The sequence below is a fragment of the Phenylobacterium sp. genome (assembly GCF_036963605.1).
Lineage (GTDB): Bacteria > Pseudomonadota > Alphaproteobacteria > Caulobacterales > Caulobacteraceae > Phenylobacterium.
Genome location: NZ_JBALUY010000032.1, coordinates 22,197 through 36,451, shown reverse-complemented (window position 1 = coordinate 36,451; position 14,255 = coordinate 22,197). Strand labels below are relative to the sequence as shown.

Here is a 14,255-nt window from a genome sequence, read left to right as displayed (position 1 = left end):
CGCTTTCCAGATAGCGGCAGATGGCCAGGGACTCGGTGATACAGGTGCCGTCGTCCATCTCCAGCATCGGCACATTGGCCAGGCCCGCCTTGGCCAGATAGTCCGGCTGCTTGTGGGCGCCTTCCAGCAGGCTGACCGGGACGATCTCCACATCCTCGATGCCCTTTTCGATCATGAACAGTCGGACCCGGCGGGGATTGGGCGCGCGCTGGGTGTCATAGATCTTCATGGCGACTTCTCCTGGATGGTCAGGCGTCGAAAAGAGGCGCCCTGACGCAGCGGCGGTCAAGCGCTGGGCCTTTAGAGGCCGAAAAGCTCCCGGGGCATGGCGCCGACCACGGCGGCGGTCATGCAGGTGGCCAGGAAGCCGGCGATGAGGGCCTTCCAGACCATGCCGATGATCTCGGCCCGTCGCTCGGGCATCAGGACGCCCATGCCGGTGACGGTGATCCCCACCGAACCGATATTGGCGAAGCCGCAGAGCGCATAGGTCATGATCATGCGGGTGCGTTCCCCCATGGCCTCGGCCGGGACGCCGCCCAGCTGGATGAAGGCGATGAACTCGGTGAGCATCAGCTTGACGCCCAGCAGGTAGCCGGCCTGCGGCGCCTCGGCCCAGGGCACGCCGATCAGCCAGGCGAGCGGCGCAAACACCACGCCCAGCACGCGTTCGATGGTCAGGGGCGCGCCCAACACGTCGGGGAAGGCGCTGAGCAGGCCGTTGCCGATGGCAACGAAGGACACGAAGACGATCAGGATGGCCGAGATGTTCAGGGCCACGGTCAGGCCATCCATCGTCCCTTTGGAGATGGCGTCGATGGAGGAGTCGTATTTCAGGAGCGAGCCGTAATCGGCGAAGTAGCCCCCCTGCCCCTTCTTCTCCGGCACGATGATCCGGGCCAGCAGCACGCCGGCGGGCGCCGAGACGATGGAGGCCACCAGCACATGGGCCGCCGCATTGGGCAGCACCTCGCGCAGGATGGTGGCGTAGGCGACCATGGTCGAGCCGGCGACCGTGGCCAGGCCGACCACGATCATCAGGAAGACCTCCGAACGGGTCAGCTTGTCCAGATAGGCGCGGATGACGATCGGGCTCTCGATCATGCCCAGGAAGATGTTCACCGCGACGGCGAGCGCCGAGGCGCCGCCCAGGCCCATGGTCTTCTGGAATACGAAGCCGAAGCCCTGGGTGATCCATTTCAGGATCTTCCAGTGCCAGAGCAGGGCCGAAAGCGCCGAGATCACCAGGATCAGCGGCAGGACCTGGAAGGCGAAAACGAACAGGGCGCCAGGATTGGTGACGTCATAGGGCTGGGCGCCGCCGGCCATGTAGCCGAACACGAACTGGGTTCCCTGGGCCGTGGCCGCAGCCAGGCCATCGACGCCGGCATTGATCCCTCGCACCACAGATCGCGCGCCCGGGAGGCCGAACAGGCCCAGCACCAGCAGAATCTGGACGGTCAGGGCGCCCAGCGCCAGGCGCCAGGGAAAGCGCGAGCGGTCCTCGGACATCGCCCAGCACACCACCAGGACGAGGACGAGGCCCAGAACGCTCTGGGCGTTTTCCAGTCGGAACATCAAGCCTCCCCAAGCCCGGCCCGCCAGTCGTGGCGGCCGTCGCCATGTCCTTGAAGAGCAAGGCCTTGTCCGGCGCAAGGGATGAGACGCCGCAGAAAGTCAGGCGCCTCCTCTTGACGCAAGATAAATTGTACACAATTTAATTGCTTCAGATTGAAAAGGAACTCCCCCATGACCCCTCTCTATGAAACCAGCGCCCGCGCCGTCGGCGGCCGGGAAGGCCACGTCGAGACCGCCGATGGTCTGTTCAAGGCCGATCTCGCCATGCCCAAGGCTCTGGGCGGCAGCGGTAATGGCGCCAATCCCGAACAGCTCTTCGCCTCCGGCTACGCCGCCTGCTTCGAGAGCGCCGTGCGCCACGTCGCCCGCCAGCAGAAGCTTGGTCTGAAGGACGCCGCGGTCACCGCCACCGTCCAGCTGTTCCCCAAGGATGGCGGCGGCTTCCGCCTGGGCGTGGCCCTGGCCGCCGAGATCGAGGGCCTGGACGAGACCGCCGCCCGCGAACTGGTGGAGACAGCCCACCAGGTTTGCCCCTATTCCAATGCGGTGCGCGGCAATATCGACGTGCAGCTGACCACGACGGTGCGGTGAACCAGGACTCCACCAGACGAGAGACAGGCGCGGGTCCGGCGACGGGCGCGAAGGGCGAAGGGGTCAATCCCCTTCGCCTCGACCTGCAGCTGTGCTTCGCCCTCTATGGGGCCAGCAACCGGGTGACCCGCCTCTATCGCAGCCTGCTGGCGCCGCTGGGTCTCACCTATCCGCAGTACCTGGTCATGCTGGCCCTGTGGGAGACCGCGCCGCGCAGCGTCGGCGAGCTCGGCCAGGCCCTGGACCTGGACAGCGGCACCCTGACCCCCCTGCTCAAGCGGCTGGAGGCCCAGCGCCTGGTGGACCGCGCCCGCGATCCCCGCGACGAACGCCGGGTGATCATTTCCCTGACCCTGAAAGGCGCCGCCCTTCGGGAAAAGGCCCAGCCCATCCCGGGCGAAGTGGTTTGCCGCCTGGGCGGCGACCTCGGCGAGCTTGGCGCCCTGCGCGAGGCGCTCGGCGCCCTCCAGCAGCGCCTGGACGCCGCGCAGACGTCGGACAAGACGTCTGGCTCCTAGGTCAGCGATCTGCGCACTTCCTCGGCGCCGGGCCAAAAGCATGGGACCCGAAACGGGCGACCTTTAACCCGCTGACAGATTTTGCCACTAGAATGCCACGACGCCCGGCCATGCCCGCGCCAGACGTCTACGGGAACCCGATATGGAATCCATGCTTGAACCGGTCGCGGAGTTCATCCGCGTCAATCACGGTTGGGCCGGCCTGGTGCTGGGTCTGTTCATCGTGCTGGAATCCCTGGTGATTCTCGGCGCTTTCATCCCGGCCACGCCGATGCTGGTGCTGACCGGGGGGCTGCTGGCCACCGGCGTGCTGGATCCCGTCTCGGTGTTGCTGGGCTGCATCACCGGCGCGATCATCGGCGACGCCATCTCCTATTTCATCGGCCGCAGGCTGGGCATGCGCGTGCTGCGCCACCGCTGGCTGAAGCGGTACCGCCGCCAGTTCGCCCTGACGCGGCTCTATTGTCGCCGGTTCGGGGTGATCACCATCTATGTGGGCCGCTTCATCGGACCGATGCGGGCCTTCGTCCCCGCCGTGGTCGGCATGGCGCGGATGCCGGTCCGAGACTTCCAGATCGCCAATGTGATCTCCGCGGTGGTCTGGGTGTTCGCCGCCCTGACGCCGGGCTACCTGACCGCCAAGGGCCTGGAGCAGCTCGACATCCTCGACCATGTCGATCCGCTGACGCTGGGCCTGATCGCCCTGGCCGTGGCCGGCACGGTGGGAACGCTGGGCTGGCGGCTCGTGCGAAAGCGCGCCAAGCGTCGCATCCCGATCCTCGACGCCCCCGGCGTTTGAGGTTGGATCTGCGGACGAGGCTGAGCCCCGCCCGCAGATCCAACCTCAGCGATCCAGCAGTTCGTCCAGCAGGCCGGTCAGGCCATAGACCTTCTCCAGGGCCTCGGTGGCCGCCGAGGTGGCGGCCACGACGGTGCGGTTGATCGTCCCGTCATAGCCATAGTCGCCGCCCAGGGAGTGGATGTTGCCGTCGAAGGCGGCGCCCAGCACCTCACCCTGCGCATTGACCACCGGCGAGCCGGAATTGCCGCCGATGATGTCGTTGGTGGTGACGAAGTTGAACACCGTATCCGGATTCAGCCTGTCCTGCGCGGCGATCCAGCGCGGCGCCAGGGCGTAGGGCTCGGCGCCGGTCGCCCGCTCATAGAGGCCTGAGAAGGTGGTGGTCGCCGGGATGGTGCGTCCGCGATAGGTCCACCCCTGAACCTGGCCGTAGGACAGCCGCAGGGTGAAGGTGGCGTCGGGATAGACCTCGTCCCCATAGGCGGCGAAACGCGCGGCGGCGACACGTTCGGCGGCCCGCGCCGTCGGCGCGTCGACCTGGGTCTCCCAGGTCTCGCGCACAGTCCGCGCCATGGGATCCATCCGCAGGGCCAGCTGGATCAGCGGATCGTTCGAGGCTTCGATAGCCTCCAGACCGCCGTCCCAAAGGGCTTCGCGCACCGCCTGATCGTCCAGCTGCGACTGAGCGACAAGGCGTTCAGCCAGGCCCTCGGGGCTGTCCTTGCCCAGCAGCAGCTGCGTCGCCGGGTCATCGGTGGTCAGATATTCCCGGGTCTTGGACAGCCAGAAGCTGAGGAACATCTCCTCCAGGGGCTTGTCGATCGGCCGGACGTCCAGCAGGCGCTTTTCAAGGAGCGGCAGGCGGGCCTCGGAATACTCCGCCAGGCGCTCGGTATTGGGCTTGGCCCGTTCCTGGGCCGCGCGCACCAGGGTGCGGGCATAGCCGAACAGGCTCGATCCGCCGCCGGCGGCGGCCTCCATCTGGCGATAGGGCAGGTAGTTTTCGGCATAGGCGGCCTGGGCGGCTTCGATCTCGCTCCAGGGGTCGCCGATCTCGCGGGCGAGGGCCGGGTCGGCGGCGACCTTGGCCTTCAGCTCGGCCTCGGCCGCCCGCTTGTCGGCCATGAAGGCTGGATCGTTGAGGGCGAACTGGCGACCGAAGAAGACCTTGAAGCTGTTCTCCACCCCAAACAGCGGGTCGGTGGCGATGCGCTTGTTCTCCGCGCTCTCCTCCGAGAAGCGGATCAGCCGCCCGCGCAGCTCGGCCCGCTGCAGCTGGCTCACCGGAATGGCCAGGTCGCGCTGGCTCTCCAGCTGGGCCACGGTCAGCAGACGGTCGGTGGAGCCGGGATTGCCCGAGACGAAGGTCGGCTCGCCCTCTCGAGGCGCGCGGGAGACCCAGGTCAGATGTTCGGGCGTCTCGACCACCTTGCCGTCCTCATAGAGGCGCAGGAAGGCCATATCGAGGTTGAAGCGGGGGAAGTTGAAATTGTCCGGGTCGCCGCCGAAGAAGGCCGTCGCGATTTCGGGGGCGAAGACCAGGCGCACATCGGCGTAGCGGCGGTACTTGTAGAGCTTGTACTGGCCGCCGCGATACAGGCTGACCACCTGGCAGCGATAGCGCTCGTCCCCGGCGCAGGTCTCCTGCTCCAGCTTGGCGACGGCGGCGTCGCGGGCGCGGTTGAAGGCCTGGCCCGAAAGGCCTTCGCCGGCGGCCCGGATGGTGTCGGTGACGTCGGTGATCTCGGTGAGAATCTCGGCCTGCTGGCCGGGGCAGGCGCGCTCCTGCTCACGGCCGGTGGTCAGGAAGCCGTCCTGCACATAGTCGGTTTCGGCGCTCGACAGGTCCTGCACGCAGGAGACCACGCAGTGGTGGTTGGTCAGCACCAGGCCCTGATCGGAGACCACAGAGGCCGAGCAGCCGTTGGTCAGGCGCACGGACGCGGCCTGCACCCGGTCGAGCCAAGACTGGTCGATGGTCACGCCATAGGCGGCCTGGACCTTGTCGGCGGGAAAGTTGTCGAAGGTCCACATGCCTTCGTCGGCCTGGGCCTGGCCGGCGCTCAGGGAGAAAAGGGCGCCGCAGGCGCTGGCGGCGAGGAGGGCTGCTTTCATCGTGCTCGAGTCTCTTTGGGCGTCCTGGACCCTTTAGGGTCCACCTGTAACCGCCGTAACAGCGCAAGCGCCGGCTGACTACGGCGAGAGCGCTGCCTTACCTCGAATTAACTTGGGTTGCAGGCCCGGCCCAGCCACTCCTTCCAGGCGAGGAGGACGGGCATGTCACTGGCTTTGGCCACATTGATCTACGAATGGCGCCGCTATCTGGCGGCCGTGATCGCGCTCGCCTTTTCGGGCCTGTTGATCCTGGCGCAGGTGGGCATGTTCACAGGCATCGTCCAGGCCGCGACGGCGACCATCGACCGCTCGCGCGCCGAGCTGATGGTGCTGCCGGCCAAGTCGGAGAGCCTGATCAATTCCGGCTCCAACGGCCTGCCCCGCCGGCTCCTGCCCCAGATGTATCTGCATCCGGAGGTCGTCTCTGTGGCGGCCATGGACGGCGGCGGCGGCCGCTGGATGAACACCCCCGAAGAGGGTGAGAAGCAGGTCACCCAATTTGTCCAGGTCGATGTGGTGGACCCCGTGCCCGGCGCCGTCACCCTGCCGGTGGACTATCCCGAGGAGGTCCGCATCGCCCTGCTGGAGCCCTATGCCGCGGTGATCGACCGCAGCAGCCAGGCGCGCATGGGCGTGACCCTCAACGACCAGGCCACCCTCAATGGCAAGACGGTCAACATCCGCGCCTTCATCGACGGCTATCCCTCCATCAACCAGCCCTCGGTGGTCGTCTCCCGCGACACCCTGCGGCTGCTGGGCATGGCCGACGACGGCGAGAAGGTCGGCCCGCTGATGATCCAGATCAAGGATCCGGCCCGCGCCGAGATCGTCCGCGACCAGCTCAACGCCGTGGCCGAGGGCCGCTATCGCGCCTGGACCCGGCCCGAACTCGCCCAGGCCAATGAAGGGGCGCTGATGAAGGAGCAGATCATCGGGATCATGCTGGGCTTCTCGGTCTTCCTCGGCTTCCTGATCGGCGTCGGCATCACCTCCCAGACCCTGCGCGGGGCGATCATGGCCAATATCAAGGAGTTCGCCAGCCTACGGGCGCTCGGCGTGTCCATGGGCGCCCTGCGGCTGATCGTGCTGGAGCTGTCCTTCTGGGTCGGCGTCGTGGGCCTGGCGGCCACGGCGGTCTTCACCTTCCTGGTCTCGCTGCTGGCCAAAAGCGCGGGGCTGCCCATGGGCTTCCCGCTGGGCTGGGTGGTCGGCGTGGCCATCCTGCTCCTCCTGATCTCGCTGGCCTCGGGACTGATGTCCCTGGGCGTCCTGAAGAAAAGCCAACCGGCGGATCTGCTGCGATGACCTCTGCCCCACACCGCGACGACGCCATCCGGGCCACGGGCCTGTGCAAGCGCTTCAAGACCGGCCGGACCTATATCGAGGTGCTGAAGTCGGTGGACTTCGACGCCCGCCACGGCGACCTGACCATGGTCATGGGGCCATCGGGCTCGGGCAAGTCGACCCTGGTCGCCTGCCTCTCGGGCCTCCTGCGCCCGGATGAGGGCCAGGTACAGGCGCTGAACCAGGACCTCTGGGGCCTGCGCACCGGACGGATCGACAAGTTCCGCCTGGACCACTGCGGTTTCATCTTCCAGGGCTTCAACCTGTTCTCCGCCCTCACCGCCCTGGAGCAGGTGACCACGGTGCTCAAGCACACGGGCCTGACCAAGGCCGAGGCGAGGCGCCGGGCCGTCGTGTCCCTGGAAGAGGTCGGGCTCGGCCACAGACTGAACCAGCGGCCGTCCGAACTCTCCGGCGGCGAGAAGCAGCGGGTGGCCATCGCCCGCGCCCTGGCCAAGGCCCCGCGCCTGCTGTTCGCCGACGAACCCACCTCGGCGCTGGACGGCGAGAACGGCCAGATCGTCATCAAGCTGCTGCAGCGGGCCGCCAAGGAGCACGGGGCCGCCGTGATCTGCGTCACCCACGACCCGCGGCTCGAAGCCTATGCCGACCGCATCATCCACATCGAGGACGGCCGCATCCTGGACGACCGGCGCACCGCGCCCGGCGCTGCGGCCGCTTCGCAACCCACCCTGACCGAGGCCTGAACGACATGCCCGCCTTTTTCCGCCGCAAGACCGTCTGGTTCGCCGCCGCCGCCGTGATCGTGCTGGGCGGCGGGGCCTTCGTGCTCACCAGCCAGGCCAACGACAAGAAGGAGGCCGAGGCCGCCCAGACCGCCAAGGCCGCGCCGCAGAGCCCCTTCGTCGCCGTGGCCAACGGCAAGGCCGATGTCGAGGGCGGCCTGATCCAGGTCGCCGCCCGGCGCGCCGGCATCGTGCGCGAGGTCCTGGTCCAGGAAGGTCAGGCCGTTCAGGAGGGCCAGGTTCTGGCCCAGCTGGAGGATGACGAACCCCGCCTGACCGCCGCCCGCGCCCGGGCTGAGGTGGCCCAGGCCCAGTCCCAGATCGCCCTGATCCAGGTGGAGCTGTCCACCGCGCGGCGCGAACATGAGCGCCTTCAGGCCCTGGCGCCCTCCAACTTCGTGGCCGGCCAGAAGCTGGACCAGTCTCAGGACGTGATCCGCCAGGCCGAGGCGCGGCTGGCCGCCCAGCGCGCTGCGGTGGCCACCGCCCAGGCCCGGCTGAACGAGGCCGAGTACGACCTGGAGCTCAGCGTCATCCGCGCCCCGGCCGACGGGATCATCGTCCGCCGCTACGCCAATCCGGGCTCGGGCGCCTCGACCCTGAACGTCTCCAACATGTTCGACCTCGAGCCGGCTGGCCAACGGATCGTCCGCGCCGAAATCGCCGAGGGCGCCCTGCCCCATGTGAAGGTCGGCCAGGATGTGCAGATCGCCTCGGAGGCCGATCCCAGCAAGACCTTCCAGGGCCAGGTGATCCGCCGCGCCGGTGTGTTCGGCGCCCGCAAGCTGGTCTCCGACGATCCCACCGAGCGCACCGACGACCGGGTGGTGGAGGTCGTGGTCAGCGCCGACGGCGCCCCCTTCCTGGTCGGACAGCGCGTTCTGGTGAAGTTCCTTCGCCCGGCCGCACCGGCGGCTCAGGCCAGCTGAGAGGCGCTCGCCGCAACGCAGCAACGCCTTGACGGAGAAGGGTTGGGCCGCGCACAACCGCGCCAATCCTTCACCTGACTTCGGGAGACTTCCATGGCGGATATCCGCTTCGACGGCAAAGTGGCCATTGTGACCGGCGCGGGCGGCGGGCTTGGCCGTCAGCATGCTCTGGAGCTGGCCCGGCGCGGCGCCAAGGTCGTGGTCAACGACCTGGGCGGCTCGGTGGACGGCTCGGGCGGTTCCTCCAGCGCGGCCGACGCCGTGGTGGAAGAGATCAAGGCCGCCGGCGGCGAAGCCATCTCCAACGGGTCTTCGGTCACCGACGACGCCGGCGTCGCTCACATGATCAAGCAGACCATGGACCAGTGGGGCCGCATCGACGTCATCGTCGCCAATGCCGGCATCCTGCGCGACAAGTCCTTCGCCAAGATGGAAATCGCTGACTTCGAGTTGGTGCTGAACGTCCACCTGATGGGCACGGTCAAGCCGGTCAAGGCCGCCTGGGAGATCATGCGCGAGCAGAACTACGGGCGCATCGTGGTGACCACCTCGTCCTCGGGCCTCTATGGCAACTTCGGCCAGTCCAACTATGGCGCGGCCAAGCTGGGCATCATCGGCTTCATGAACACCCTGCGTCTTGAGGGCGCCAAGAACAACATCCACGTCAACGCCATCGCGCCTGTGGCCGCCACGCGGATGACCGAGAACCTGATGCCGCCTGCGGTGCTCGAGCGCCTGAAGCCGGAATATGTGACCCCGGGCGTAGTCTATCTCTGCTCGGAAGAGGCTCCCACCGGCGCCATCCTCACCGCCGGCGCGGGCGCCTTCGCCCTGTCGCGCATCTATGAGACCGAGGGCGTCTATCTGGGCGAAGGCGGCCTGTCGGTCGAGGAAGTCCGCGACAACTGGTCCAAGATCTCCGATCCCGAAGGCCAGCAGGCCTATAACGCCGGCGGCGAACAGAGCCAGAAGTTCTTCCGCAAAATGTCCGGCGGCTAAGCCTGAACTTCAGCCTCGGATTCAGGCGACGGGCGGTCCGCAGGGGCCGCCCGTTCTGCTTTAAGGCCAAGTCTGCCGAAAGCCCTTGCATTGACCTAGGTGAACGCGCGTAACCTAGGGGCCGGAACAACGCCCGCCAGAGGCGTCGCCGACCAATGGGAGATACGCCAGAGTGGCACAGACCGACGCGGCCGCGCCCGCCCCTGCGCGACAGCTCAAGCTGTCGACGATCCTCGCCTTCGCCTGCACCAGCCTGCCGCTATCGGCGCTGACCATAGCCATGTCGGTCTATCTGCCGCGGCACTTCGCCAGCGAGATCGGCATCAGCCTGCTGGCGGTCGGCTCGGCCTTCGCCCTGGTGCGGATGATCGACATTCCGCTCGACCCCCTGCTGGGCATGGCCATGGACCGGACACGGACCCGGTTCGGCCGCTATCGCCTATGGACCATGATCGGCGCGCCGATCCTGATGCTGGCCATCTTCATGCTCTTCATCTCGCCGTCCGGCGGGGTCGCGGGGCTGATCTTCTGGCTCCTGATTCTCTATGTGGGCACCTCGATCCTGCATCTGTCCCACGCCGCCTGGGCCGCGACGCTGGCGCCGCGCTATCACGACCGGTCCCGCGTCTTCGCCATCATGACGGCCGTGGGCGTCATGGGCGCTCTTCTGGTGCTGCTGATGCCCTTCATCGTGGCCGCCCTGGGCCGGGATGAGGCGGAGGGCGTGCCGGCCATGGGCTGGTTCGTCATGATCCTGACGCCCCTGGCGGTCTGGCTTGTCGTCGCCCTGACGCCGGAGAAGATCTCGCCCGACGTGCCGGGCCAGCAGAAATTCCAGCTGAAGGAATACTGGCGCCTGATCGCCCGGCCCTCCATGGGCCGGATCGTGCTGGCCGACCTGTGCCTGTCGCTGGGCCCCGGCTGGATGAGCGCGCTCTACCTGTTCTTCTTCACCGACAGCCGCGGCTTCACCACCAGCCAGGCCAGCGCCCTGCTGGCGGTCTATATCGTGGCCGGCTTCGGCGGCGCGCCGTTGCTCGGCCGCCTGGCCATGCGGATCGGCAAGCATCGCGCGGTAATGGTGGCCACGACCGGCTACGCCCTGTCCCTGGTGCTCCTGCCCTTCCTGCCCAAGGGCGACATGATGATCGGCGCCTTCCAGATGTTCACCGCCGGCTTCCTGGCGGCCGGCTTCCAGGTGCTGACCCGGGCCATGACCGCCGACGTCGCCGACGAGGTGCGGCTGGAACAGGGCAAGGAGCGCTCGGGCCTGCTCTACGCCATCACCACCCTGACCTCGAAGATCTCGGGCGCCTTCGCCGTCTTCCTGACCTTCACCGTGCTCGACCGGGTGGGCTACAACGCCACCGACGGGGCCACCAACTCGGCTGAGGCGGTGCGCGGCCTGGAGCTGGCCTTCCTGATCGGCCCGATCTTCTTTGTCGCCCTGGGGGGCCTCTGCTTCATCGGCTACAAGCTGGGCGAAGACCGCCATAGCGAGATCCGCCGGGAGCTGGACGAGCGCGACGCCCTCTATGACAACGCACCGGTGATCGAAACCTTGGCCAGCGAGCCTTCGATCCCGACGCCGCTGATCGAACCCCGGAAGACCTGAAAAAACAAACGCCGTTATATCTTTCCCGCCCGCTTGCGCCCCGCCGCAAGCGGGCGTTTGCTTGACCGCATAATCGCGCAGCCAAGCTTGCGCCAAAATCATAGATTTGGAGACGTTCCAGTGAGTGCTTCAACCCTGGGCGCTGCTGCGCCCCGCGGCGGCGGCCGTCTATCCCTCATCACGGTCCTGGCCTTCTCGAGCACCGGCATTCCGCTCGCCGTGCTGGCTCTGGCGCTCGGCGTCTTTCTGCCGCGCTACTTCGCCGGCGAGATCGGGATCAGCCTGATCGCCGTGGGCGCAGCCTTCACCATCGTGCGGCTGATCGACATCGCCTTCGATCCCATCGTCGGCGCCCTGATGGACCGCACCCGCACCCCCATCGGCCGCTACCGCCCCTGGGTGATCGGCGGCGTGCCGATCATGATGTTCGGGGCCTACAAGCTGTTCAACCCGCCCGTCGGGGCTGGCGAAGGCTATCTGATCCTCTGGCTGCTGGTGATCTATTCGGCCCTGTCGATCGTGACCCTGGCCCATGCGGCCTGGGCCTCGGCCATCGCCACCAGCTATGACGAGCGCTCGCGGGTCTATGGCTGGATGCACGCCGTGGGCGTGGCCGGCGCAGTCGGGCTGCTTCTGCTGCCGGCCCTTACGGGGGGCGCGGTCGAGCCGGGTTCGGGCGACAGCATGCCCACCGTCGGCTGGATCATCATCTTTGGCATTCCGCTGACCACCGCCTTCTGCGTGCTGCTCTCACCGGAAAAGGTCGCGCCCCGGAACGCCGCTGAGACCTTCGACCTGAAGGAATACTGGCAGGCCCTGAAGCGGCCGGAGATGATCCGACTGATCCTGGCCGACCTCGCCCTGGCGCTCGGCCCCGGCACAACGGCGGCGATCTATGTGTTCTTCTTCCACGACGCCAAGGCGTTCAACTACGCCCAGGTCTCCATCCTGCTGGTGCCGTTCATCGGCGCGGGCCTGCTGGGGGCGCCGGTCTGGGCCAAGCTCGCCCAGCGGTTCGGCAAGCACCAGACGCTGATGGGCGCGACGGTGGCCTATGCGGTGTTCCAGACGATCCTGATGGCCATTCCCAAGGGCCTGTTCCTGCCTACGGCGCTGGGCATGTTCGCCGTCGGCTTCACCGCCAGCGCCTTCATCGTGCTGGTCCGCGCCATGGTCGCCGATGTGGGCGACGCCATCCGGCTCGAGCAGGGCAAGGAGCAGGCCGGCCTGCTCTACGCCATGGTGACCAGCACCCAGAAGGTCGGCGCGGCCATCTCGGTGGGCATCATTTTTCCGGTGTTGTCACTGGTGGGCTACAACGCCGCCGACAATGTGACCAATACGCCGGAGGCCATTTTCGGCCTGGAGATGTGCTACCTGTTCGCGCCGATCATCTTCGTCCTGATCGGCGGGGCCTGCTTCTTCGGCTACGGCATGAACGCCGAAAAGCACGCCGCCATCCGCGCCGCCCTGGACGCCCGGGACAATGCGGCGGCCTGACCTGACGGCCTGACAGAGGCCTGGTCCGGCTTAGCCCCGGGCCAGGCCCAGGCGGGTGCGCAGCATTTCGGCGGCCTGGCGGAAGGCCCTGGCCGGGCCGCTGTCGGGCGCCGTGGCCCCCAGGGGTCGCCCGTCGTCGCAGGCCTGGCGCAGGGCCACGTCGATGGGGATCTGGCCCAGCAGGGGCACGCCCAGGCGCTCGGCCTCGGTCGCGCCGCCGCCCTGGCCGAAGATCGGGATCGGCACGCCCGTGGCCGGATCGGCGAAATAGGCCATGTTCTCGATGACGCCGAGAATCGGGGTGGCGGTCTTCTCGAACATGGACGCCGCCCGCCGGGCGTCGATCAGGGCGATCTCCTGGGGCGTGGTGACGATGACCACCCCATCGAGCTTCATCTTCTGAATCAGCGTCAGCTGGATGTCGCCGGTGCCGGGCGGCATATCGACCACCAGCACGTCGAGGGGCGCGTCCTCTTCGCCCCAGCACACCTCGTGCATCATCTGGCGTACAGCCGAAGACGCCATGGGGCCGCGCCAGATCATCGGCGCGCCCTCATCGACCATGAAGCCGATGGACATCACCTTGATCCCCCAGGCCTCCAGCGGGATCAGCTTCTTTTCGGGATGATATTCCGGATCGCCATCCACCCCCAGCATCCGCGGGGCTGAGGGTCCATAGACATCGGCGTCCAGCAGCCCGACCCGCAGGCCGAGCCCCGAGAGCGCGGCGGCGAGGCTGACCGAGACGGTCGACTTGCCCACCCCGCCCTTGCCGCTGGCCACGGCGATCACCCGGCGCACATGGGCCGGCCGTGTGGCGTTGGGCGGCGGCGAGGGGGCCGCCTGGGGATCGTTGGCCAGACGCGCGCCCTTGCGCACCCGGGTCACGCCCGGCGCCGGCGGCGCTTCGGCGGCGGCCGGCGCAGCCGCGGGCGAGGCCTCGCCGGGGCCGTCAAAATTCGTCAGCACCACCTGGGCCTGATCGACGCCGGGCGCATCGCGCAGGACCTGCTCGGCCTGGACGCGGACGGGCTCGTAGAGCTCCAGCAGCCCCGGCGCCACCTCCATCATGAAGCCGGCCCGACCGGTTCGCAGCGAGAGCCCCTGGACCAGGCCCGCGCTCACCAGACCCTTGCCGCTTCGAGGATCCAGCACCCCCTCGAGCAGGGCCAGAAGGGCGTCGCGGTCAGGCAGGCGTGATGTGTTCATGTCGGCTTCGGCTTGCGTTGGCGGCTTGGCCGTCTCATATCCGGCTGCAAGCGCCGGTTTACAAGTCCGCCCCTGCGGACCCAACATCGCGGCCGCGCCGAGATACGCCGACACCCCGACGTCCCCCGACGACGCGACCCAGAAAGACGACGCACAAAAAGAATGCCCTGGAATGACAACGTAAACCCCGGCCCCTGGGGAAACCCGCCGCAACAAGGCGGCGGTTCTGGCGGGTCGGGCGGTCCGGGAGGCCCGAGGCGCCCCGGATCCGGCGGCGGCCCTCGCGGACCCCGTGGCCCTCAGCCCGAC

General features: G+C 67.9%; 13 protein-coding genes. 9 read left to right on the top strand and 4 right to left on the bottom strand.

Annotation, left to right across the window (positions count from 1 at the left end; all coding sequences use genetic code 11):
• Both V7702_RS08080 and V7702_RS08075 read right to left on the bottom strand, forming a co-directional pair.
• The coding region (locus V7702_RS08080; protein ID WP_335649601.1) for a glutathione S-transferase N-terminal domain-containing protein at positions 1–229 on the bottom strand (229 nt) is incomplete at its 3' end.
• Between the two features lie 71 nt (positions 230–300).
• Positions 301–1,578: a NupC/NupG family nucleoside CNT transporter gene (locus tag V7702_RS08075; RefSeq protein WP_335649600.1), complete on the bottom strand. Its 1,278-nt coding sequence runs from the start codon at positions 1,576–1,578 to the stop codon at positions 301–303.
• Between the two features lie 171 nt (positions 1,579–1,749).
• On the opposite strand from V7702_RS08075, the gene V7702_RS08070 reads away from it, so the two are divergent.
• The 3 genes from V7702_RS08070 to V7702_RS08060 all read left to right on the top strand — a co-directional run bounded on the left by V7702_RS08070 (position 1,750) and on the right by V7702_RS08060 (position 3,486).
• On the top strand, positions 1,750–2,169 hold the full coding sequence (locus V7702_RS08070) for an organic hydroperoxide resistance protein (RefSeq protein WP_335649599.1): 420 nt from the start codon (positions 1,750–1,752) through the stop codon (positions 2,167–2,169).
• A gap of 83 nt (positions 2,170–2,252) precedes the next feature.
• Positions 2,253–2,687, top strand: coding sequence for a MarR family winged helix-turn-helix transcriptional regulator (locus tag V7702_RS08065; protein ID WP_335649603.1), 435 nt, complete (start codon positions 2,253–2,255; stop codon positions 2,685–2,687).
• 151 nt (positions 2,688–2,838) lie between these two features.
• Entirely contained in the window at positions 2,839–3,486 is a 648-nt protein-coding gene (locus V7702_RS08060) for a DedA family protein (protein ID WP_335649598.1), read from the top strand.
• 45 nt (positions 3,487–3,531) lie between these two features.
• Here V7702_RS08060 and V7702_RS08055 read toward each other — a convergent pair whose 3' ends face one another.
• Complete coding sequence (locus V7702_RS08055) at positions 3,532–5,604, bottom strand: S46 family peptidase (protein WP_335649597.1); 2,073 nt, start codon at positions 5,602–5,604, stop codon at positions 3,532–3,534.
• A 162-nt stretch (positions 5,605–5,766) separates the two neighbouring features.
• On the opposite strand from V7702_RS08055, the gene V7702_RS08050 reads away from it, so the two are divergent.
• The 6 genes from V7702_RS08050 to V7702_RS08025 all read left to right on the top strand — a co-directional run bounded on the left by V7702_RS08050 (position 5,767) and on the right by V7702_RS08025 (position 12,737).
• The gene (locus V7702_RS08050; protein WP_335649596.1) at positions 5,767–6,909 is read left to right on the top strand and encodes an ABC transporter permease; all 1,143 of its coding nucleotides are present in this window, start codon (positions 5,767–5,769) and stop codon (positions 6,907–6,909) included.
• Positions 6,906–7,655, top strand: a complete 750-nt coding sequence (locus V7702_RS08045) for an ABC transporter ATP-binding protein (RefSeq protein ID WP_335649595.1) — start codon at positions 6,906–6,908, stop codon at positions 7,653–7,655. Before V7702_RS08050 ends, V7702_RS08045 begins: the two co-directional genes overlap by 4 nt.
• A gap of 5 nt (positions 7,656–7,660) precedes the next feature.
• Positions 7,661–8,623, top strand: a complete 963-nt coding sequence (locus V7702_RS08040; RefSeq protein ID WP_335649594.1) for an HlyD family secretion protein — start codon at positions 7,661–7,663, stop codon at positions 8,621–8,623.
• A 93-nt stretch (positions 8,624–8,716) separates the two neighbouring features.
• A complete protein-coding gene (locus V7702_RS08035; RefSeq protein WP_335649593.1) occupies positions 8,717–9,622 on the top strand; it encodes an SDR family NAD(P)-dependent oxidoreductase in 906 nt (301 codons plus the stop codon).
• Positions 9,623–9,794: 172 nt separating this feature from the next.
• Entirely contained in the window at positions 9,795–11,237 is a 1,443-nt protein-coding gene (locus tag V7702_RS08030; RefSeq protein ID WP_335649592.1) for an MFS transporter, read from the top strand.
• Between the two features lie 120 nt (positions 11,238–11,357).
• Positions 11,358–12,737, top strand: coding sequence for an MFS transporter (locus V7702_RS08025; RefSeq protein ID WP_335649591.1), 1,380 nt, complete (start codon positions 11,358–11,360; stop codon positions 12,735–12,737).
• Between the two features lie 30 nt (positions 12,738–12,767).
• Here V7702_RS08025 and V7702_RS08020 read toward each other — a convergent pair whose 3' ends face one another.
• Positions 12,768–13,946 carry an Mrp/NBP35 family ATP-binding protein gene (locus V7702_RS08020; protein ID WP_335649590.1) on the bottom strand — a complete coding sequence of 393 codons (1,179 nt, stop codon included), beginning with the start codon at positions 13,944–13,946 and terminating at the stop codon, positions 12,768–12,770.
• Positions 13,947–14,255: the final 309 nt, after the last annotated feature.

Bases quoted from the DNA above. Each gene is read 5' to 3' on its own strand.
- V7702_RS08020 (WP_335649590.1), bottom strand. From the start codon at position 13,946: ATGAACACATCACGCCTGCCTGACCGCGACGCCCTTCTGGCCCTGCTC.
- V7702_RS08055 (WP_335649597.1), bottom strand. From the start codon at position 5,604: ATGAAAGCAGCCCTCCTCGCCGCCAGCGCCTGCGGCGCCCTTTTCTCC.
- V7702_RS08050 (WP_335649596.1), top strand. From the start codon at position 5,767: ATGTCACTGGCTTTGGCCACATTGATCTACGAATGGCGCCGCTATCTG.
- V7702_RS08045 (WP_335649595.1), top strand. From the start codon at position 6,906: ATGACCTCTGCCCCACACCGCGACGACGCCATCCGGGCCACGGGCCTG.
- V7702_RS08075 (WP_335649600.1), bottom strand. From the start codon at position 1,578: ATGTTCCGACTGGAAAACGCCCAGAGCGTTCTGGGCCTCGTCCTCGTC.
- V7702_RS08060 (WP_335649598.1), top strand. From the start codon at position 2,839: ATGCTTGAACCGGTCGCGGAGTTCATCCGCGTCAATCACGGTTGGGCC.
- V7702_RS08040 (WP_335649594.1), top strand. From the start codon at position 7,661: ATGCCCGCCTTTTTCCGCCGCAAGACCGTCTGGTTCGCCGCCGCCGCC.
- V7702_RS08035 (WP_335649593.1), top strand. From the start codon at position 8,717: ATGGCGGATATCCGCTTCGACGGCAAAGTGGCCATTGTGACCGGCGCG.
- V7702_RS08070 (WP_335649599.1), top strand. From the start codon at position 1,750: ATGACCCCTCTCTATGAAACCAGCGCCCGCGCCGTCGGCGGCCGGGAA.